Raw genomic sequence first — 20904 nt, forward strand, 5'->3', positions numbered from 1 at the left:
TTGTATACATCCCTCTCAATACCCATCTCGTACCCCTCCTATTAAAAATTTCGGAGTATTATACCCTTCCTTGAGATCTCAGTATCTGTATCCTGAGTTATAATAAACTGATCTGAGTTCTATAACTATAATTCCAAAATTCATTTTAAAATAACTTCAATTACTTGGATTTTCTAACGTTAATACATTAAAATAAACCAAAGGAAGGTATTTTATGATAGACATAAAAGATTTTTTGTCAAAAGTAGAAGTTCCTGAATGGATTGAGGATATACTTACTAACGCTAAAAGCACAAAAGTAGCACTAACACTTCAAGATTTATACGATTTAACAACAGAAGGAATGGTAAATGGCAGTAAAAAGGTATCATATGAAGTAGATGGGAAAGGAATCATTGACGAAGCAGTGGTAATAAAGGTAAAGAATGGTATAACAGTAAACTATATCGAACCTTATATGAGAAGAAGAGACCCTAATAGTATGCTAATAGGAGATGAACTTCCAACCGACAAACCTAGATTTAGAGATGTTATAGGTTATGACTTTTCTGTACTAAGAAAAGAAACTTTCGAATGGTTAAAGAAACAAGATTTAGCAACATTTGTATTTGGAGTAGGACAACTTGATCTTGGAATATATGGAATAGTTATAGCTCCCTCAAACGCAGGTTTCTTTGGTCTTGCATTAGGCACCTTACAGAGGATTGAGGATGTTAGTAAATTCAGTGTTAGAAAAAAGATAAGAATAGCTCTGTACGTATCTCCACCATTTAGACACACTATCTTCGGTGGAAAACAAAGAGTAGTACATTACAGAAGTGAAGATTTACATGAAATTTTCAGCTATAATCTCTATCCAGGTCCAAGTGCTAAGAAAGGTGTATATTCAGCATTACTAGATATAGGAGAAAAAGAAGAATGGCTTACTTTACATGCATCAAGTGTACTGGTAATAACTCCGTATGGTAACAGAGTTGGATTTCTACACGAAGGGGCAAGTGGTGGAGGTAAAAGTGAAATGAATGAAAACATACATAGAAGTGAAGATGGAACAATACCATTCGCATATCATACTATCACAGGAGAGAGAATAAAACTATCCCTACCGATATCTTGTAAATTAAGACCAATATCAGATGATATGACTATGTCTCATCCATCAATACAAAATAATGATGGAGGATTAGTAATAGTCGATGGAGAAAATGGATGGTTCATAAGAGTAGATCACATAACAAAATATGGCACCGATCCAGACATAGAAAAATTATCAATATACCCTCAAAGACCTTTACTCTTTCTAAACATAGACGCCAAACCATTTTCGACAGCATTACTATGGGAACACATAGAAGATGAACCAGGTAAACCGTGCCCTAACCCCAGATTCGTTGTAGGAAGAGAACTAATAAATGGTATCATAACTAAACCAACCTATATTCATGTCAGAAGCTTTGGTATAAGAACACCACCTTGTACTAAAGATAAACCAACTTACGGGATAGTTGGAACTTTTCATATTTTACCACCTGCGATAGCTTGGATATGGAGGCTTGTCGCTCCGAGAGGGCATGCAAATCCAAGTATAGTAGGACAAGGTATGGGAATAGAGGCAGAAGGAGTAGGATCTTATTGGCCTTTCGCAACTGGCAAGAAAGTCACTCACGCAAATCTATTACTGAAACAGATAATAAACACTCCAAGAGTAAAATATATAATCACCCCAAACCAACATATAGGGGCATGGAAAGTTGGCTTTTTCGCAGAATGGATTACAAGAGAATACCTTGCTAGAAGGGGAGGAGTTAGGTTCTCAAAAGAAGAATTAGTACCTTCAAGAGGAGTATTACTGGGATATTCTTTAAAAGAATTCATATTTGAAGGACAAGAAATAGACATAGGATTTGTAAGAACAGAACTACAACATTACGTAGGGGAAGATGCTTACGATGAAGGATATAAACAACTATATGAATTCTTCGTAAAAGAAACTCAACACTATTACAGCTCACCCGAACTAGATCCTACAGGCAAAAAAATACTCTCATGCCTATACGATAAAGGTACTCTTAAAGATTTTGAAGACATACTAAAAATTGATTCATTCATAGATCTTGATAAAACTGGTTAGATCTGTTGCACAATTCTATTAACTAATTGTGCAAATTAGTGCTTTTCTAAATCCAAAATATTTTGGTATAATTTATAATTATCCCCTTTATTATAAAGACTTAGTGAGTTTCTTATTTTATGGCACATTTTTTGCATAATTTCGCATAATAAGGAGGTAAAATATGAAGTCGCTCTTAAAGGTAACGTTATTAGCGCTCGTTGTGCTACTTGCGTTTGTGGGCGTAAGTAGCGCAAATAAAACACTAATAGTATATGTATACACCAACAGCAACCTTGCTAGTTGGCCAAGTATACAACTCTATTATTGGTTTCCTAACACAACCACCAGTGGATTTGTGAACAGAATCTCCAATTACCAACAGTGGTATGTGTTTGTAATAACAAACATACCAAATCTAACAAATAGAATTGGATTAAAGTTAAGAAGTGATGCTAATTGGACCAGACAAGAACCAATAAAAAATGGCTACGATAGAATTGTAAGTTTACCATCTATCTACAGTGTTTCAAACACTGCTCATATTTATGTACATTCACCAGTAAATTGGTGGGAAACCTATGCTTGGTGGTTACCAAATGAAATTTCATTATATGAGAATCCTACTGCTTCCGCAGTAACAAACTATTTTGGTGCAACATACTCTGGAGGTACATACTATACAACTCATTTTTCATTTTATGCTCCTAATGCTAGAAAAGTATATGTTGCTGGAGACTTCAATTCTTGGAACCCAACAAATACTCCTATGAGACTCTCTAGAAACAGAGAAATATGGTGGGCTGCTGTTAATAACACATCCCCAGGACAACAGTACAAATTTGTTGTTGAAAGGCATGATAGAACTCTTGTTTGGGTCTCTGATCCTGCCGCCAGAAAACAAGTACATTCTACTGGAAACTCCGTAATTGTATCTCAAGCATATACATGGGCCACTTGGACAAGACCTACTCATGACTACTATAACATCTACCAAATCCACATAAGAACTTTCTTTACAAATGGTTCAGATTACAGTGGATGGGGTACATTCAACACTGCCATAAATATGTTTAACTACATCACTAATTTAGGCATAACTGCTGTTGAACCTCTACCAATACAAGAGTTTGCAGGAGATCTATCTTGGGGTTACAACTACGTGTTTCATTACGCTCCTGAAACTTCTTATGCGGGAGGAGGAACAAGCAGCGCAGGAACAAACATAATATCTCTCAAAAACTTTGTAAACGAAGCACATAAGAGAGGATTAGCAGTTATACTTGACTTGGTATTCAACCATCAGGGAGCAAGTGATGATCCAATAGCAATTTTTGATCCCGCAGCAGACTGGAACAACCCAGACACGTATTGGTACTCAGGTTCTACACCTTGGGGACCAAGGTTTAACTATTCAAATCCAATGGTAAGAAAGTTCTTGGTTGACAGTGCAAGATACTTTATGGAGTTTTTTAGAGTTGATGGTTTCAGATTCGATGCAACTGCTTACATAAACAACTGGGACTTTATGCAATTTGTTACCGACAGTTTAAGAGCAATAGATTCAAGAGTATTACTCATAGCAGAACATCTTCCAAATGATGCTTGGGTTACAAGGAAAAAAGCAGCAGGTGGTGCTGGTTTCGATTCTCAGTGGAATGTAAACCTTTCACATGAGCTCAAGAAACTATTTACAAGTGGTCCTAGTACAGTAGATATTAATTCGATAGCAAATTACATTGTTGCGGATTACCTAAATAACGGTCTTGATAACCAAAGTCCAAACGGATTATTCGCAATACAATATCATGTATCGCACGATGAAGCAGCAAATGGTAAACAAAGGCCATCTGCAGATTTGGTCAACAGAGGTAGTTGGGGTAACAGTGAATATGACGCCCAAGGTCAAATGATAACAGCAGTAGCAACAGCAGTAATGGCCAGAGGAATACCAATGTTATTCTTTGGGGAAGAATTTTTAGAAGGTTATTGGCCAAACAACCAAAAATGGTTTAGAGACGATGTACCAATAACATGGGCAAATCTTAATAATATACGAGCAACTAACACAATGAGAGCAGTTAGAGATCTCAACTGGATAAGAAGAAATAACGCGGCTGTAAGATTTGATCAAATAGGAGTACTACATATCAACAACACTGATAAAGTTATAGCATTTAGAAGAGGTTACGGTACAGGAAGTGGAGATATATATGTCATAATTAACTATAATAAACAAAGCTACTCCAGTTATGGAATACCGTTCCCAAGTGCTGGAACTTGGAACCTAATATTTGCGCATCCAAGTGGTGCATATGGCGACCCTTGGGCAGATGTATATCTAACAAATCCAGTTAACTATTCAGGTAGTGGTAACGTGAATATAAAAATACCAGAATACGGCGTACTAATCTACAGAAAACAATAGTTTTCTATAAGGGGGATGCTTATCCCCCTCAACAACTAAATCCATTACCTAACTAAAAATTACACCATTCACTTTCTGCTATTCTCTCTTCACATCCAGAGAACAAAAATTCAAGTTTGGTGAAATCTATTTCCTACCAAACATGTGTAACATCCTATACAATCATTACCAAAAAATATAGTAACCGTACTAACATATCTAAAAAATTTTCTCTTTAGATCTAAACTTTATAGTTTTAAGCTCCTTGTAGTTGAATAAAAAATTTATAACCTTACATAATTTACCGAGTAAGGAGGTAATGTATGGATCCTATGATTCCTGAAATAATGGATAGATTAAGAAATATCATCAATGAAACTCAAATACTTGAAAACCAAGTTCAAAGACTAAAGGACATAGTAGTAAGCTCTGAACATGAACTTCTGAAGATAAAGGAAGGTGTACTTGAAGGTTTCCATTACATAAACTCAAAGGTAAACAATCTTGAAAAAGTGATTATGGAGATAAATTCAAAAGTTGATAAGCTTTTAGAGAAAAAATGAACATAATTATAGTATCAGGTGGTACTGGAGGACATATATCTCCAGGTATATCTCTATATAACTCATTAAAGCAAAAGGGACATAATGTTATTTTCATAACAAACTCTCATGCTCTTAAATTTCCTATAGTTGGAAAAAATGTAAATAAAAATGATATTATTACAATATCAATATCCAAAGGTTTATCAAAAAATCTTATAAGAAATCTTGTTGTATTCTGGGAATTCATAATATCTCTTTTTGAGGCCATAAAAGTCATAATATCTACCAAAACTGATCTTATTTTACTTACAGGTGGATATGTTTCAGGTCCTGTAGGAATAGCAGGTATTATTACTGGAAAACCTATAATTGTATTTGAGCAAAACTCAGTAATGGGCATAACAAACAAAATATTATCAATATTCGCAAAAAAAGTTATACTAACATTCCCTCTTAACAAAGTTAAAAAATACAGAAAAAACTTCGAAAGGATAGGAAACCCTATAAGATACTCCGAAGAAGATATAATATTCAAGAATTACGCCAAGAATACCTTTGGTTTCAATGGAGAAGACAAAGTAGTAGGAATAATATTAGGAAGCCAAGGAGCAAAAAGAGTAAATGAAATAATATCAGAAAACATTAAGAAACTTACAGAGATGTATAAAGTTATATGGATAACTGGGAATGATTACTATGAAGATATATCAAGCAAATTCAGTTCTATACCAAATCTAAAGTTATTCCCATTTATGACAGATGTAAACATATTTTTCAGCGCAGTTGATGTCGTAATAACAAGAGGTGGAGCAAGTACTCTTTCCGAAATTGCATTCTTTGGAGTTCCTCCTATAATAATTCCTTTTCCATATGCTGCTAACAACCATCAATACTACAATGGATTATTCTTCGAATCAAGGGGAGCTGGCATAGTAATAGAAGAAAGAGAATTAACATACCAAAAACTTATCGAAGCCTTAGAATTAGTTTTCAAAAACTACGACATATTCAAAACAAATGTAAAAAAACTGTTTCCACCAAAAACCACAGAAACAATAGTATCCACAGTACTCCAGTTAATCTCAAATTAAACTACATCATTCAACTTTAAAAACTTACAGTAGTATTAACGAAAGACAAAACTTACTTTAAATTTTATTGCAACCCACAAATAAATATGGTTTACTGAATACTACCAAACTCTAAAGGGAATCAACTAGCTAACTTTAAGTCCATATTTTATCATTGCTTCTTTCAATTTCTGGACATTAGATTCAGATAATTCAGTAAGAGGTAATCTTAAACTACCATCTTTTATGATACCTACTAACTCCATAGCTTTCTTAATGGGTATAGGATTCGTCTCTAAGAACAGTACTCGATTTAGTATTTGTAGTTTTCTGTCAATTTCTTCTGCTTTTTTTACATCCCCTTTTAAATACGAATTTATCATATCTGAAACATCTCTTGGTACTAAGTTTGCGGTAACCGATATCGCACCTACTCCACCTATCTTGAGTATAGGCAAATTTATACTATCATCTCCTGATATAAGAGCGAAATCTGGCTTACCAACAAACTCAAGAATGTCCATACATTGTTTTATATTACCTGATGCTTCTTTTACCCCTATCACATTAGGATTTTTCTTAACTATTTCAGCTAACGTTTGAGGCTCAATGTTTATTACAGTTCTACTAGGTACATTATAGGCTATTATTGGAAAACCTCCTGTCTTTTTTGACACTTCCGTAAAATGCTCAACAAGTCCTCTTTGAGTCGGTTTATTGTAATATGGTGCTATAACAAGTGCAGCATCTGCTTTAGCCTTCTTTGCTTCATTAGTAAAGTAAATAGTTTCATTTGTTGAGTTAGTCCCAGTCCCAGCAACAATAGGTATCCTACCATTAGCTTTTTTAACAACAAACTCTATAACCTTTACATGTTCATCGTAACTTAATGTCGGAGATTCTCCTGTAGTTCCACAAGCAACTATTACGTCAGTTTTATTCTCTATGTGAAATTCAACAAGGTATTCAAGAGTCTCCCAATCTACTTCATTTCCTTTCTTGAATGGTGTTATAAGAGCAACCATTGATCCCTTAAACATAAACACCTCCACTTCTCTAAAAATGTTAAATTATATACATTATACAATTCCAATATAAGTCTTGAAAACCAATAAAATCAAAAGCTATTAATAATCCCGATACACACAAAAGTATTCTTACAAATCCCTAATAAAGAGTATCAAAGACATACAATCATATTCACCATTGCATTAAAAATAAAATATCTCTATTAAAAAGATACCTAAAACTACTCTTTCAAAAAATTACCATAGTAAAATATTTCGATATCATACTCTTCTATTTGGTTGTTCCAATCATCGTACACTATTGAATATATATTTTCATAAGAATTTCTGATTTGAAAAGTATCCTTATAATAACTACTTAGGTGCTCATAAACATCGAAAATGTACAAATTTAACTTATCAGTCCCAGATACCGTGGGAAATAAATTTTGAAAGAACCAACTATAAACTAAACATCCAAAAATCACAACAACTATAGAAAACACAACGAATGATAGTAACCCAAATCCCCTACAAATTAGTTTAAAACTAAACCTCAATCTAACGTTCTCAAAAGAAATTCCTCGATTAGGCAACTTAACTTCCGTCAATAATTTGTATTTTTGATCTTGTATACTCTTTATACCTTTTAAAAATCTACTAACTCTGTGTAAATAAATATCACAATATTTACAATTTACTACATGCTCTAATATCTCCCCATCAAGCTCAGTACCATCAAGTAAATTCAAAAATATTTTCTCGTGAATCACTTTATGTTTCATCAATTTCTCCTATTATTTTTCTGATCTTGTCTCTTGCCCTAAAAAGTCTAATCTTACAATTATTTTCAGAAATACCTAGTATCTCAGAAATCTCTTTCAAACTTCTTCTATCAATATAAAACATCGTAAAAACATCTCTATATCTTTTTGGTAGTTTATTTACCACTTCCAAAGCAAATTCTAAATCTTTATCTTCACACAGAGATTCTTGGTACGGAATATCTCCATCAAGCTCGACAAAAAGTCTTTTCTGCTTTTTAATATTATTCATATAAGATCTCAACACATTTCTAGCTATACTAAATATCCAGTTTCTAACCTTATTCTTATCTCTCAGAGAGTACCTATATTGCCATGCAAGTAGAAAAGTTTTATTTACAAGTTCTTCAACATCATTATATTTTACACCATTCGACAAAAAGTATCCTATAGTCATACCTTTAACTTCCTCAAAGATCTCTTCAAAAAATTCTTTTTCATCCATTTTTCATATGATACTAAAAAGACAAATAGGTTACAAAATTACATTGTGATAATGTCACTTGATATTTACAAAGTAGAATATTTATATTTACTGCAAAGTACTATATGAGCAATAGAGGAGTAGGAATTGTCATAGGAACTAAAGAAGCAACTCCTTTTGAATTTTGGTTTCAAGTACATGACAGGGAAATTGTAAAAGTTGACGATATAGTGATCGTTGAAAATAAAAAAGAAGAAGGAAATCAAACTATTACTATTAAATTTTACGGAATAGTTGTAAACATAATAAAAGGATTTGAAGGAGTAGAATTCCATAGTTGGAATTCTAAGACAGCTGAAGGAGTAATACCCTACGTACTTTACCATCTAGCACACGTAAAGATAACCAGAATTATACCAGATAACTATGATATACCTCCAGATCCCGGAAGTGAAGTTACTCTGATCACAAATCAAGAAGAAACAAATATAGCCACTAATATGGACAAAAAACAGAATTTGGTACCAGCAGGAATACTAAGAAACGGTAGTATAGCATACATAAACTGGGATTTTATAAGTGGTAAAAATGGAGCTCATATATCAATATCTGGTATTTCTGGAATTGCCACTAAAACATCTTATGCTTTGTTCTTAATACACTCCATACTGTATTCCCAAAAACTAAAAGTAAACAAGCATAATCTACGCTTTATAGTCTTTAGTGTAAAAGGTGAAGATTTGTTGCATATAGACAAAAGAAATACAGAATTCTCTGCAGAAAGAAATCTAGAAAACTATTATAGAATAATGGAAATTGAATTAACACCATTCAAGGAAGAAGATACCAACTTTTACCTACCTCTCAAAGAATATAACGAAAAAACAAATGAATTTAAACCCTACACGCACGAAAGAATAGATAACTATCAATCTGAAAACAGTAATACAAAAATATATTGCTGGTCAATAGAAGATTTCTTGAAAGAAGAATTAGTAAAGTATATGTTTGATCCAGAGGATAGAGAAGATGATAATTTTATCTTCATCTTGAATCACTTCTCCAGAAACCTAAGAGAACATGCCAGAATAGGTAACTCTTCAAAAAGCTATTTCGAAATAAGATCAAATAATCTCACTTTTGAAATAGACTCATTATATAGTAACCAAAAAATAACTCTACAAGATCTCGAGAAAAAAGATATTAAAACGTCACTATCAGCCCTTTTGGAGTTTGTAGTATCATATCATAATATAGAAGAAGGATTAAGAGAATTATATAGAATCTTTATACCAGAAAAAGCACCCCAACAAAGTGTTAACAAATTTATTAGAAGATTTTTAGTAAGTGCAAAAGAGATTAACTCCTTGATAACTAGGAATCAAACAAAGCGAATAGAATGGCAAGAAAAAAAAGTATCAGTCGTAAGTATATCTGACAAATTCCTAAGTTTCAGAGCACAAAGATTTGTTGTAGGTAGTCTTTTATCAGAAATATATTACAAAAAACAAGAAACTCCCTACACCGTTTTTATTATGATTGACGAATTAAACAAGTATGCCCCATCAACAGGTTACAGTCCTATCAAAGAAATCCTACTTGACATATCAGAAAGAGGTAGAAGCTTAGGAATAATTCTTATAGGAGCACAACAAATGTTAAGTCAAGTCGATCCAAGAATCATAGTAAACTCAAGTATAAAGATAAACGGTAGACTTGATCCAGGAGAGGCCGAAAACAAGTTCTATAACTATTTACCAAGAGAGTATAAAGAAAAATCCAAAAATATAAGTAGTGGAACCATGATAATACACCAACCAGACATTAGTGTACCACTAGTAGTACAATTCCCTAAACCGCCATACGCAACAAGAAAAGAAGAAGCAGAACTAACCCAAAATTTATCATTATCCCAGTATATAGGAATAAACAGTGAATAAAAAAGATCTAAGAAGGGAATTAATTTCAAAAAGAAATAGTTTGTCAATACATAACCAAATTAAACTATCAATCGAAATATCCAAAAAACTTATTTCCTTAGAAGAATGGATAATATCTAAGTGTGTTATGATATATCTATCAATTAACTCAGAAGTTATGACACTACACATCATGACCAAAATTATTGAAAGCAATAAGATTTTAATCTTACCAAAAGTTTATGAAAACAATCTCATCACCATAGAAGTAAATAGAAATTTTAAGATTAAAAGTGGATACAAAGGAATTCTTGAACCTATCGAAGGTAAACCATTTGAAGGATACATAGATCTAGCAATAATACCTTTAGTAGGGTTCAATCAAAACTGTTTTAGAATAGGATATGGTGGTGGATTTTATGATAGATTTTTGGCTACAAACTATCACAGAATCAAATACAAAGTAGGCCTAGCATACGAGTGCCAAAAAGCAGAAAATATAACCAAAGAAAACCACGATGTTCCATTATCAGCTATTATAACCGAAAAAAACATATATAGATGCTACTAGGGCGATATAATCCTTATTATACTCTTAATTGTATAAACAATAACAAAAAATAGTATACCACCTATAACAAGAATTTTTGTTAACCTATCCATACGTTATAATTTAAACCTAAATCCACGTAGTTTCAACTATTAGACTAATTATATAACCAACAAAAGAAAAAAGTTTATTAAACACTTATTCCACTCAAGTAAAAATCCTCTTATCCAAAATTCAACTCAATCCACATTTTTCTGAAAGTAAGATAGAATCTTAGTTTTGCTACATAATATAAGTATTCATAGAACGCTAACTATAAACACATAAACACCAAGCATCAAAGAATAAATCAAACACACAGGTAATGTTGACGAAATAATCTGTTTTTCATATCCGTACATGCCTATAGCAGATGTTGCTACTGCTATACTCTGAGGTGATATCATCTTACCTGCTGTTGCTCCTGAGGTATTTGAAGATACAATCCATTGTACATCAAACCCCAAGTTTTTAGCGGTTTCCTTCTGCAAAATACCAAAAAGTATATTAGAACTTGTATCACTACCCGTAAGGAACGTACCTATAGCACCTACAAGTGGTGAAAATAAAGGATAAAAGTTACCAGAAACACCAGAAATCAAAAGTGCTGTACTAATTATCATACCAGTATTACCCATAACTTTAGCCAATATAACGATGCTTACTATCGTTAAAGCACTCCATTTTATCTTATCAAGCGTTTCCAAGATAGTAGATGTAATATCTTTTATTTTCGCCCCTTGTATAAAAGCACCCAACACAGAAGATACAAAAAGCAATGTACCCGGCGTAGTTAGATACTCTATCTTAATCGTTTTCTCAAAAAATGCAAATGTAATTACAAAAGGATACTTACTCAAAGGATCAACTAGTATAACTCTAGTTACAATTATTAACACTAGAAGTATAACATAATTAATTATTGGCACAAACATATCCTTAAGTAAAGGGTTAGGTTTTTTAACGTGTTTTGTTATTATGACTGATAACAGTGCTACAGAACTACCTAAAACTGCTACTAGTTCAGGTCCTATGAAAAACGCTACCAAAGTTTGTGTAACCGCAAAAACTAGACCAATTAATATAGCATCATTTACTGATTTTGAAATTCCCTTAAATCCATTGTTAGATATAATTGCTATTAAAACAGGTATAAATATAGAAAAAGGCAACAACTGTAACGCAACATATTTTGTTATTAAACTAAGTGGTTCTTTAGTTAAATTACTAAGCACTATAACAGGTAAACCCAGGGCTCCGAAAGCAACAGGAACAGAATTTGCTATCAGAGATATCACAGCTGCTTTTACAGGATTAAATCCTAACGAAACTAGCATTCCCGTAGGTATTGCTACAGCAGTACCAAATCCAGCAACACTTTCAAGAAATCCACCAAAACAGAAAGCTATTAGTATTGCTTGAACATTTTTATCTTCAGTAATATTATTCAAAAAAATTTTTATTTTCTCAATAACTCCAGTTTTTATACCAATGAAATATGTAAAGACTGCCGAAAATATAACCCACATTATAGGAATTATAGCCAGAACAAAACCATCTACAAGTGACACTATCAAAACTTCATACTTGGTATTCCATAAAAATGATAACAACACTGTAACAATTAGAACAATAGAAGTAACCCAATACATTTTAATTTTTGTTTTCAAAATACCTATCGCAAGAAGTATAAAGGGCACCAAACTCAAAAGCCCCAAAACTGTACTGTCCATAAATTTGTCTCCTGAAAAATTTCTAGATATTTTTACAGTTTAATAGACTATTTTTCTAGATAACGATTTATATAAATAAACCTAGAAAACATTCTCCCCTAGATAAGCCAGGAGCAACAAAAGACCCGCGTAGTAACTATTTTCCATAAAACCAGTAACAACACCTATTGCAATATCAGAAAGGTAAGATCTATTTCTAAATTTTTCTCGCTTGTATACATTAGATAGATGTACTTCGACAAACGGTATATTAACAGAAAGAATGGCATCCCTAATAGCTATAGATGTATGAGTATAAGCACCAGCATTTATTATCATACCAGACGCTGAAATACCTTCCTTTTGAATAAAACTTATTATTTCACCCTCAGAATTTGACTGGAAGTGTAAAATTTCATAACCATAACTATTAGCAATACCTTTAATTTTATCAATAATACTCTCCAAATTTTTAATTCCATATTTGTCAGGTTCTCTAACACCAAGCATATTAAGATTTGGTCCATTAACAACCAAAATCTTTTTCATAACATTCATCTCCTAAACATAGTAAAATAGTAACAGTTAAATAATCTAATCTTCTAGTTCCTAAACTAAAAGTTTTAGCACCTGAATGCTATGATAAAGTATCTTCGATACTTTCATGGTGTTTATTAGTACTAAGCATAAAGTTATACGCTTTTTGAGTATGGTACCAAAATGTTGTACTTTTTACTACTTTTTCAAGTTACAAAGATTTAACTTTAGGAGTTTTAAATTATTGATTTATAATTTAAATTATGAATATGAATAGGAAAGTAACCAAAATAGAACAATCTCTTAGAATGAACATAAAACAAATACCTACCACTATCCTATCTCAAACTATACAAGTTTTGGGTTTACCTATCGCTGAACTTGAACGAGAAATAAAAAAAGAACTTGAAGAAAATCCTGTAATTGAGGTAGATGAAGGAACAATCCTAGAACGACAAACCCAACAAGAAAGACCAGAAATAGATATTATATATCAAACAACAAGACTTGAAAAAGTAGATGAGTTTGATAACATAACTAGCGAAATAAGTGATACATTTGAACTCTCAAGGGTAAAAGAATTTGAGTCCTATGAAAGAAAAAGCGAAAATGTACCTATATTTGAAAGTGTATTATCACAAAATGAAACACTTCAAGAACATCTAATATTTCAAGCAAGATTAGACATAGCAGATGAAAGACTATTCACACTAGCAACATATATAATTTATGAAATTGATGATAAGGGATACTTTAAAGGAAATATTGAAGATTTTAGAAAAATTGAAGGTTATGAATTCACAGATGAAGAGATAGAGAGAGTTAGACAGAGAATAAAGGAATATGATCCTATAGGATGTGGAAGCAGAACTGTAGAAGAAGCACTTTCAATACAAATCGAGAAATACTACCCTAAAATACCCTACTTGAATGTTTACAAGGAGATAATAAATAACGACCTAGAGCTCCTAGCATCTAACCCTAAAGAAATAATATCAAAGTACAACATTCCAAAAGAAGATCTTCAAAAGCTTATGGAAATAATAAAGTTTCTCAATCCAACACCAGGAGCAAATTTCTCAAAGTCACAAGATTTTATAATTCCAGAAGCAATAATAAGAAAAACAGAGGATAACGATCTTGAAATAGAATTTAATGATACCTACATACCAAAGTTAAAGATAAGGAAAGATTACATAGAAGCCATAAAAAAATCGAAGTCCAAAGAGCTAAAAGAAAAAATAGTGAAAGCAAAAAATCTCATAGTATCAGTAGAATACAGAAAAAATATTGTAAAAAGCATAATTCAGAAAATAGTAGAACATCAAAAACCCTTCCTTCTAGGAAAACAAGAATTCCTAAATCCCTTGCTAATTGAGGATCTAGCTAGAGAACTAGAAGTTACAGTTTCGACTATCAGCAGAGGGATAAAAGACAAGTATATACTTACTCCTGTTGGACTATTACCCATAAAATACTTCTTTTCAAGATCAGGTAAAAGTATAATTGGTGAAGAGATATCCGTTGATAAGGTAAAAAAAATGATAGAAAACCTAATAAAAAACGAGGGAAATAAACCACTTTCAGACGAAAAGATATCATCTATACTTGCGAATAAAGGTATAAAAATCGCAAGAAGAACAGTAACAAAATACAGAGAAAGTATTGGAATACCACCGGCACACTTAAGGAAGAAAAAATGAAAAAAATATACGTAGTATCAACACCTATAGGAAACTTAGAAGATATAACCATAAGGGCGTTAAATATACTCAAAAGTGCAGATGTAATACTCTGCGAAAACCCTAAACACCATATCAAACTCCTAAACCACTACGGTATAAAAGGTAAAAAACTTATCAAGATCAATTCCTCAAACGAAGAAAATAGCATAAACGGAATAATCAAGCTTCTAGATAAGGGTAAAAGTATTGCTTTAGTCTCAGATGCAGGCACACCTAATGTATCAGATCCAGGAGGATTTATAGTAAGAGAAATGTACAAACGAGGAGTAAAATGCATACCTATACCAGGCCCTTCATCACTGACAGCAAGTTTATCAGTATCACCCATACCTGTCTCAAAATTTGTGTTTTATGGATTTCTACCTAAAGGTAGAATGAAAATAAGAAATATACTACAAAACTTCAAAAACTTGGAACTACCTATCGTATTCCTAGTCTCATCAACCAACATAAATGATTTCATCAAGATATTGTGTGAAGAGTACCCCAATTCCCAGATATCCATCTTTAAAGAGTTAACTAAGGTAAACGAAGAAATTATATATTCAGCCCCTTGTAACATATCTCTTGACACAAGAGGAGAATTTGTCGTTATACTCAAAATTTAATCATCATCCTCTTCTCTTTGTAGAAGAAGATTATCAAGTTGTAGTAAAGCACCTATATGTTTTTCTACCATTCTGATTTTTCTTAGCAAATCATATGTATTTTTTTCCTCTTCAACTTGCTCTTCAACAAACCATTGCAAAAAATTCTCAGTAGCCTTATCATCTATTTTCTGCGCCAGGTTAACAAGTTCGTTTATTTTACTAGTTATGTATCTCTCATGCTCATAAGCAGACTCAACTGAATGAAGCATAGAATCCCAACTATGAGGAGGTTCTTTTATAGCAAGTAACTTAACTACTCCGTTCTGAGATATAATATAATCATATATTTTCATAGCATGTTTAAGTTCTTCCTTACTCTGTAGTCTAAACCAATAAGCAAAACCCGAAAAACCTAAACTTTCAAAATATGCACTCATAGCTAAATAAAGATATGACGAATATAATTCTTCGTTTATTTGTCTATTCAAAGCATCTTCCATTTCTCTCTGAAGCATACATTGTACCCCCTGCTTCTCGAATTATTAATAAACTACAAACACAACTTCAATTTCACTCAAGACTTCAAATAAGAAATAAAACTAATCAGCAAATATCAAAGATGTATCTATTACCTAATATTTCTGAAACTGATTTATCTCCCTTAAAAACCAAAATACTTACAAGAACCCAAAATCCAAACCATTCGAAAAAAACTAAATCACAAATATGTACGTAATATATGGATATAGTAAATTAATAATAGGGTAGTATTACACTACCCTTGAATTTAATCTCTAATTATAGTATTGATCAAATTACCGTTCGCATCAATAATCTCAACCTTTAACGGCATTTTTCCTATAGCATGAGTGGAACATGACAAGCATGGATCAAAACATCTTATACCTGCTTCTATTCTATTAAGCATTCCTTCCTTTATATCACCATTTTTTATATATGCTTTGGCAATTTGAGAAACTGTTTTATTCATCGCCAGATTATTTTGCCCTGTCGCTATTATGAGATTAACTTTTTGAAGTATACCATTTTCATCTACCCAATACTGATGGAACAATGTACCCCTAGGTGCTTCAGATACACCTACTCCCATTTCTTTATTAACTCCTCCATGTACTCTATGTTTTCCTTTATATATTATCGGATTTTGTACAATTTCTTCTATCTTTTCTATACAATGCATTATTTCTATCAATCTAGCATAATGATACATAAATGAACTTAATACAACACCATTAGGAGATAGAGATTTGAATTCTTTTAGCTCTTTATCTGCCAATGGAGTTCCCATTTTACTTGCTATATTCAATCTAGCAAGAGGGCCAACCCTATACATTCCGTCAGGATAACCTACGGACTTGAGATATGGAAACTTAAGGTATGAGTGGTTTGAACTTGCCTCTCCTATATAGTCATAATACTTTCTAGGATCTACTTTATCAACTACGATATTACCATTTGAATCGATTATTCTCAAATACCCATCATGGTGATTATAAGACCCATCTTCATTAACAAGACCCATAAAATAACTTGAGAAATTTCCAAAATTCTCAACAAGATCTTTGTTTTTATCTATAAAGCTTTTGAAGAAATCCAAGCCCATCTTAGTAGTTTCTTTGACTTCGGGTATCCAGTCAAGTATTATTTGTTTTTTATCCTCTGATAATGGTTCTCTAACACCACCTGGAACAGCCCAAGCAGGATGTATTTTCTTTCCTCCTAGCATCTCTATAATATCCTGTCCAAACTTTCTAAGTCTTATTCCTCTTTTAGCTAGATCCGGATACTTTTCTATAACACCAAATATATTTCTTTTTGCCGGATCAGAATCAAAACCTAACAAGAAATCAGGAGAAGAAAGATGGAAAAAACTCAAAGCATGAGATTGAGTAAACTGAGCCGAATTCATAAGATATCTTAGAAGCTTTGCAGCTTCAGGTATCTCAACCCCCATTATATCATCACCTGCTCTAGCGGATGCTAGAAGGTGGCTTACAGGACATATACCACATATTCTTTGAGTTATACCTGGCATTTCTGTATATAACCTACCTTCACAGAATTTTTCAAATCCCCTAACTTCGGTAACATGAAATTGTACATCTTCAACATTACCTTTATCATCAAGATACACACTTATCTTCGCATGTCCTTCTATCCTAGTCACAGGGTCAATTATTATTCTCTTAGTCATACTTAACCTCCTAGCCGTATTTATAATTTTCTTTAGAGAACTCAGGTTGCTTACCTTCAAGTAATGTTTTTATAGTATACCATATAGAATCTGCTGAAGGAGGACAACCTGGTAAAAAATAATCAACTTTAACAACATGAGAAATAGGAACTACTCTACTTAAGAGTTTAGGTATAACAACTGAATCTGATGGTATTTGTTGATTGTAAGATGCTTTTTCAAGATAAACCGCATTCAAAACATCATTAACTTTAAAAAGGTTTCTATAAGATGGTACATTCCCAGTAACAGCGCAATCACCAAACGCTATAAGTATCTTACTTCTTTCTCTGACAAGCTTCAAAACTTCAACATTATCAGTATTCACAACAGCTCCTTCAACAAGAGATACATCAACCTCAGGATAGTCCTGATACTCCTTTATAGGCGTATGTAACTTCCAATCAGTAATAGGAGAAGACATTATCTCAGCAACCTGTGCCAACTCTAGAAGCCTCTCGTCTAAGTCCAAAAAGGACATATGACACCCTGAACAACCACCTAACCAAACTGTACCTATTCTTACCTTACCCATATTTTTGCCTCCCTACCTTCAAGTATTCTCTCTAAGAAAGATCTATCTTTAATCATTTCAGAAGAAGTTGCTGTTTTATCAAATAGCGCTCCAACAGGGCAAACTTGTACACACTTACCACACTGAGTACACTCTTTTACCTGACCCCAAGGCTCATTCAACCCTGATATTACCCTTACACTTATACCTCTGCCTTTAAGATCCCAAACGTGTGCTCCTTCTACCTCATCACACACCCTTATACATCTTGTACATTTGACACATTTACTTTGATCCATTACATATCTTGGATGAGAAGCATCTATCTGAAACGTTTGCCACAAATAATCAAACCTAACACTATCCATTCCAACCATATATCCCAACTCTTGTAATTCACAGTATCCATTCACTACACAAGATGCGCATATATGATTACCTTCAGCAAATAGGAGTTCAACTATAATTTTGCGATATGCTCTAAGTTTTTCAGAATTAGTTTCAACAACCATACCTTCCTGTATTTTCGTAGTACAAGCTGGGACAAGCTTAGGTAACCCCTTCACTTCAACCAAACACAATCTACAAGCCGCAACAGGCGTAAGCCCTTTTAAATCACATAACACAGGCAGATCTATTTTATTCTCTCTTATAACATCCAATATTGTCTGTCCTTCTTTACCAGTACACTCAATACCGTTTATAGTTAAAGTTAAAACACTCATAAAATCCTCCTACACATATACATCAACAACATCAAATGTTTTTATTTGGCAAATTCCAGCAGTGCATCTCTTATCAACAATATGAGCAATGTATTCATCTTCGAAGTACATGATAGAGCTCAAAACTGGATTAGGAGCAGTCTGCCCTAAACCACAAAGACTCATCTCCCTAACCATATATGCTAAATCTTTAAGGTTCTGATAATCTTTCATACTAGCCCTACCTTCAGTTATCTTCTGAAGGATATTTCTCATCTCTATAGTACCAACTCTACAAGGAATACACTTACCGCAAGACTCATCAGCGCAGAACTCCATAAAGAATTTAGCAACATCAACCATACAGGTATCCTCATCCATAACTATGAATCCTCCAGATCCCATAATAGAACCAACTTCTCTCAGACTGTCATAATCTATTGGCAAATCTAGAAACTTCTCTGGTATACATCCACCAGATGGCCCACCCGTCTGAACTGCTTTAAATTTCTTACCATCCTGTATTCCACCACCAATCTCATATATCATCTCCCTTATTGTTATACCCATAGGTACTTCAACAAGTCCCGTATTGTTTATCTTACCAGCTAAAGCAAATACTTTAGTACCTTTACTTTTTTGAGTTCCGATGTTAGCAAACCAGTCCGCTCCATTGTTTATTATTGCGTATATGTTAGCAAAAGTCTCAACATTATTTATTAATGTAGGATATCCCCAAAGACCTCTTTCAGCAGGGAATGGTGGTCTCTGTCTTGGCATCCCTCTTTTACCTTCAATAGAAGCAAGCAAAGCTGTCTCCTCTCCACATACAAAGGCACCCGCTCCAACTCTTATGTTTATATCAAACTTAAAGTTAGTATCCATTATATTAGATCCCAAAAGTCCCATTTTTCTAGCTTCTCTTATAGCTTTTGATAACCTTTCAATAGCCAATGGATATTCTGCTCTTACATATATAAACCCTTGAGATGCCCCTACAGCATAAGCAGCAATAGTCATTCCCTCAAGTAGTCTATATGGCATACTCTCCATAACACTCCTATCCATAAACGCACCAGGATCTCCTTCATCACCATTACAAACTACAAACTTAGTATCAGAATTCTGCTTAGCAACAGTTTCCCACTTTATACCTGTTGGAAATCCAGCTCCCCCTCTACCTCTAAGTCCACTCTTCTTGATTTCTTCTATCACATCTTGCCTACTCATCTCAAAAAGCGCTTTTCCTAAAGCAGAATAACCACCAACTGATATATACTGATTGATATCTGTAGGATCGATTTCACTGAAATTCTTCAAAACAATATAAAATTGCTTCCTGTAGAAAGCATCGTCTGCAGATATATATTCTGCTCTAGGACTACCTTTAACGAAATGTTTCTCAATAATCTCACAAACCTTGTCTGCAGATACATTAGTATAAACAATACCATCAGGTTCCACTCTAACTAAAGGACCTTTACCACATAAACCTAAACATCCAACATTTATTACGGCAACCTTATCTTTAAGACCTAACTTATTCAAAGTATCCTCAATAGCTTTTTTAAAAGATACACTACCTAAAGAATGACAACTCGCACCCCCACATATAAGAACTTTATATTCATACTTACTTAAAGCTTCTGCTTGTTTTTGAGATATCTCCCTTAAATCTTCAAGCGTCACAGACTACCTCCTTATTTTCACACTTAATTTTATATGTCTAACAAACAACTTAAATTAACATAAAAAAACAATACCTAACTTGTATAATTTACAGTGATAAGAATACAATCCTTGATTTTAATATTTCAACTGATAAATTAAAGCATTTGAAATTAACTAAAACTCTACCATAAATAACTATTGCTGCTGTTGAAGAAATTTTGAGCTTACATTCTTAAAAAAGTACATTTTTGAAAGGATAGCCAAATAACCTAAATAATTGTA

18 protein-coding genes are annotated in these 20904 nt (G+C 33.0%); 8 read left to right on the forward strand and 10 right to left on the reverse strand.

What is annotated here, in order from left to right:
* The first annotated feature begins 214 nt into the window (after positions 1 to 214).
* The 4 genes from N2712_01370 (at position 215) to N2712_01385 (ending at position 6153) form a co-directional block, all read left to right on the forward strand.
* Positions 215 to 2131, forward strand: a complete 1917-nt coding sequence (locus N2712_01370) for a DUF4914 family protein (protein ID MCX8028629.1) — start codon at positions 215 to 217, stop codon at positions 2129 to 2131.
* Positions 2132 to 2294: 163 nt separating this feature from the next.
* Positions 2295 to 4538, forward strand: coding sequence for an alpha-amylase family glycosyl hydrolase (locus N2712_01375; GenBank protein MCX8028630.1), 2244 nt, complete (start codon positions 2295 to 2297; stop codon positions 4536 to 4538).
* Positions 4539 to 4840: 302 nt separating this feature from the next.
* The gene (locus tag N2712_01380; GenBank protein MCX8028631.1) at positions 4841 to 5080 is read left to right on the forward strand and encodes a hypothetical protein; all 240 of its coding nucleotides are present in this window, start codon (positions 4841 to 4843) and stop codon (positions 5078 to 5080) included.
* Positions 5077 to 6153: a UDP-N-acetylglucosamine--N-acetylmuramyl-(pentapeptide) pyrophosphoryl-undecaprenol N-acetylglucosamine transferase gene (locus tag N2712_01385; GenBank protein MCX8028632.1), complete on the forward strand. Its 1077-nt coding sequence runs from the start codon at positions 5077 to 5079 to the stop codon at positions 6151 to 6153. Before N2712_01380 ends, N2712_01385 begins: the two co-directional genes overlap by 4 nt.
* A gap of 125 nt (positions 6154 to 6278) precedes the next feature.
* Here the strand turns inward: N2712_01385 and dapA are convergent, their stop codons facing one another.
* The 3 genes from dapA to N2712_01400 all read right to left on the reverse strand — a co-directional run bounded on the left by dapA (position 6279) and on the right by N2712_01400 (position 8408).
* Positions 6279 to 7172 (reverse strand): 4-hydroxy-tetrahydrodipicolinate synthase, encoded by an 894-nt coding sequence (gene dapA / locus N2712_01390; GenBank protein MCX8028633.1) that lies wholly within the window; start codon positions 7170 to 7172, stop codon positions 6279 to 6281.
* Between the two features lie 209 nt (positions 7173 to 7381).
* A complete protein-coding gene (locus tag N2712_01395) occupies positions 7382 to 7924 on the reverse strand; it encodes a hypothetical protein (protein ID MCX8028634.1) in 543 nt (180 codons plus the stop codon).
* Complete coding sequence (locus N2712_01400; GenBank protein MCX8028635.1) at positions 7914 to 8408, reverse strand: RNA polymerase sigma factor; 495 nt, start codon at positions 8406 to 8408, stop codon at positions 7914 to 7916. The genes N2712_01395 and N2712_01400 overlap by 11 nt, the downstream gene beginning before the upstream one ends.
* A gap of 104 nt (positions 8409 to 8512) precedes the next feature.
* Between N2712_01400 and N2712_01405 the strand changes: the two genes are divergently transcribed.
* On the forward strand, positions 8513 to 10327 hold the full coding sequence (locus tag N2712_01405) for an ATP-binding protein (protein MCX8028636.1): 1815 nt from the start codon (positions 8513 to 8515) through the stop codon (positions 10325 to 10327).
* Entirely contained in the window at positions 10320 to 10877 is a 558-nt protein-coding gene (locus N2712_01410) for a 5-formyltetrahydrofolate cyclo-ligase (GenBank protein MCX8028637.1), read from the forward strand. Before N2712_01405 ends, N2712_01410 begins: the two co-directional genes overlap by 8 nt.
* A gap of 278 nt (positions 10878 to 11155) precedes the next feature.
* Here N2712_01410 and N2712_01415 read toward each other — a convergent pair whose 3' ends face one another.
* Together N2712_01415 and aroQ are read right to left on the reverse strand one after the other, a co-directional pair.
* Complete coding sequence (locus N2712_01415) at positions 11156 to 12628, reverse strand: L-lactate permease (GenBank protein ID MCX8028638.1); 1473 nt, start codon at positions 12626 to 12628, stop codon at positions 11156 to 11158.
* Positions 12629 to 12709: 81 nt separating this feature from the next.
* Positions 12710 to 13156: a type II 3-dehydroquinate dehydratase gene (gene aroQ, locus N2712_01420; GenBank protein ID MCX8028639.1), complete on the reverse strand. Its 447-nt coding sequence runs from the start codon at positions 13154 to 13156 to the stop codon at positions 12710 to 12712.
* Between the two features lie 257 nt (positions 13157 to 13413).
* On the opposite strand from aroQ, the gene rpoN reads away from it, so the two are divergent.
* Together rpoN and rsmI are read left to right on the forward strand one after the other, a co-directional pair.
* Positions 13414 to 14847 carry an RNA polymerase factor sigma-54 gene (rpoN, locus tag N2712_01425; GenBank protein ID MCX8028640.1) on the forward strand — a complete coding sequence of 478 codons (1434 nt, stop codon included), beginning with the start codon at positions 13414 to 13416 and terminating at the stop codon, positions 14845 to 14847.
* The gene (gene rsmI, locus N2712_01430; GenBank protein MCX8028641.1) at positions 14844 to 15497 is read left to right on the forward strand and encodes a 16S rRNA (cytidine(1402)-2'-O)-methyltransferase; all 654 of its coding nucleotides are present in this window, start codon (positions 14844 to 14846) and stop codon (positions 15495 to 15497) included. Before rpoN ends, rsmI begins: the two co-directional genes overlap by 4 nt.
* Here the strand turns inward: rsmI and N2712_01435 are convergent.
* From N2712_01435 to nuoF, 5 genes are all read right to left on the reverse strand, one after another.
* Positions 15494 to 15994 (reverse strand): ferritin, encoded by a 501-nt coding sequence (locus tag N2712_01435; protein MCX8028642.1) that lies wholly within the window; start codon positions 15992 to 15994, stop codon positions 15494 to 15496. The genes rsmI and N2712_01435 overlap by 4 nt on opposite strands.
* A gap of 272 nt (positions 15995 to 16266) precedes the next feature.
* Positions 16267 to 17694: a Ni/Fe hydrogenase subunit alpha gene (locus N2712_01440; GenBank protein ID MCX8028643.1), complete on the reverse strand. Its 1428-nt coding sequence runs from the start codon at positions 17692 to 17694 to the stop codon at positions 16267 to 16269.
* A 10-nt stretch (positions 17695 to 17704) separates the two neighbouring features.
* Entirely contained in the window at positions 17705 to 18268 is a 564-nt protein-coding gene (locus N2712_01445) for a hypothetical protein (protein MCX8028644.1), read from the reverse strand.
* Entirely contained in the window at positions 18256 to 18972 is a 717-nt protein-coding gene (hoxU, locus tag N2712_01450; GenBank protein ID MCX8028645.1) for a bidirectional hydrogenase complex protein HoxU, read from the reverse strand. Before hoxU ends, N2712_01445 begins: the two co-directional genes overlap by 13 nt.
* A 9-nt stretch (positions 18973 to 18981) precedes the next feature.
* Entirely contained in the window at positions 18982 to 20640 is a 1659-nt protein-coding gene (nuoF, locus tag N2712_01455) for an NADH-quinone oxidoreductase subunit NuoF (protein ID MCX8028646.1), read from the reverse strand.
* Positions 20641 to 20904: the final 264 nt, after the last annotated feature.

The organism is Brevinematales bacterium (assembly GCA_026415355.1).
Classification (GTDB): domain Bacteria; phylum Spirochaetota; class Brevinematia; order DTOW01; family DTOW01; genus SKYB106.

What these genes read in the sequence shown, in the direction of transcription:
- N2712_01405 (MCX8028636.1), top strand. Translation starts at nt 8,513, where the DNA reads ATGAGCAATAGAGGAGTAGGAATTGTCATAGGAACTAAAGAAGCAACT.
- N2712_01375 (MCX8028630.1), top strand. Translation starts at nt 2,295, where the DNA reads ATGAAGTCGCTCTTAAAGGTAACGTTATTAGCGCTCGTTGTGCTACTT.
- N2712_01385 (MCX8028632.1), top strand. Translation starts at nt 5,077, where the DNA reads ATGAACATAATTATAGTATCAGGTGGTACTGGAGGACATATATCTCCA.
- rsmI (MCX8028641.1), top strand. Translation starts at nt 14,844, where the DNA reads ATGAAAAAAATATACGTAGTATCAACACCTATAGGAAACTTAGAAGAT.
- N2712_01415 (MCX8028638.1), bottom strand. Translation starts at nt 12,628, where the DNA reads ATGGACAGTACAGTTTTGGGGCTTTTGAGTTTGGTGCCCTTTATACTT.
- hoxU (MCX8028645.1), bottom strand. Translation starts at nt 18,972, where the DNA reads ATGAGTGTTTTAACTTTAACTATAAACGGTATTGAGTGTACTGGTAAA.
- N2712_01445 (MCX8028644.1), bottom strand. Translation starts at nt 18,268, where the DNA reads ATGGGTAAGGTAAGAATAGGTACAGTTTGGTTAGGTGGTTGTTCAGGG.
- N2712_01440 (MCX8028643.1), bottom strand. Translation starts at nt 17,694, where the DNA reads ATGACTAAGAGAATAATAATTGACCCTGTGACTAGGATAGAAGGACAT.
- dapA (MCX8028633.1), bottom strand. Translation starts at nt 7,172, where the DNA reads ATGTTTAAGGGATCAATGGTTGCTCTTATAACACCATTCAAGAAAGGA.
- rpoN (MCX8028640.1), top strand. Translation starts at nt 13,414, where the DNA reads ATGAATAGGAAAGTAACCAAAATAGAACAATCTCTTAGAATGAACATA.
- aroQ (MCX8028639.1), bottom strand. Translation starts at nt 13,156, where the DNA reads ATGAAAAAGATTTTGGTTGTTAATGGACCAAATCTTAATATGCTTGGT.
- N2712_01395 (MCX8028634.1), bottom strand. Translation starts at nt 7,924, where the DNA reads ATGAAACATAAAGTGATTCACGAGAAAATATTTTTGAATTTACTTGAT.
- N2712_01400 (MCX8028635.1), bottom strand. Translation starts at nt 8,408, where the DNA reads ATGGATGAAAAAGAATTTTTTGAAGAGATCTTTGAGGAAGTTAAAGGT.
- N2712_01435 (MCX8028642.1), bottom strand. Translation starts at nt 15,994, where the DNA reads ATGCTTCAGAGAGAAATGGAAGATGCTTTGAATAGACAAATAAACGAA.
- N2712_01370 (MCX8028629.1), top strand. Translation starts at nt 215, where the DNA reads ATGATAGACATAAAAGATTTTTTGTCAAAAGTAGAAGTTCCTGAATGG.
- N2712_01380 (MCX8028631.1), top strand. Translation starts at nt 4,841, where the DNA reads ATGGATCCTATGATTCCTGAAATAATGGATAGATTAAGAAATATCATC.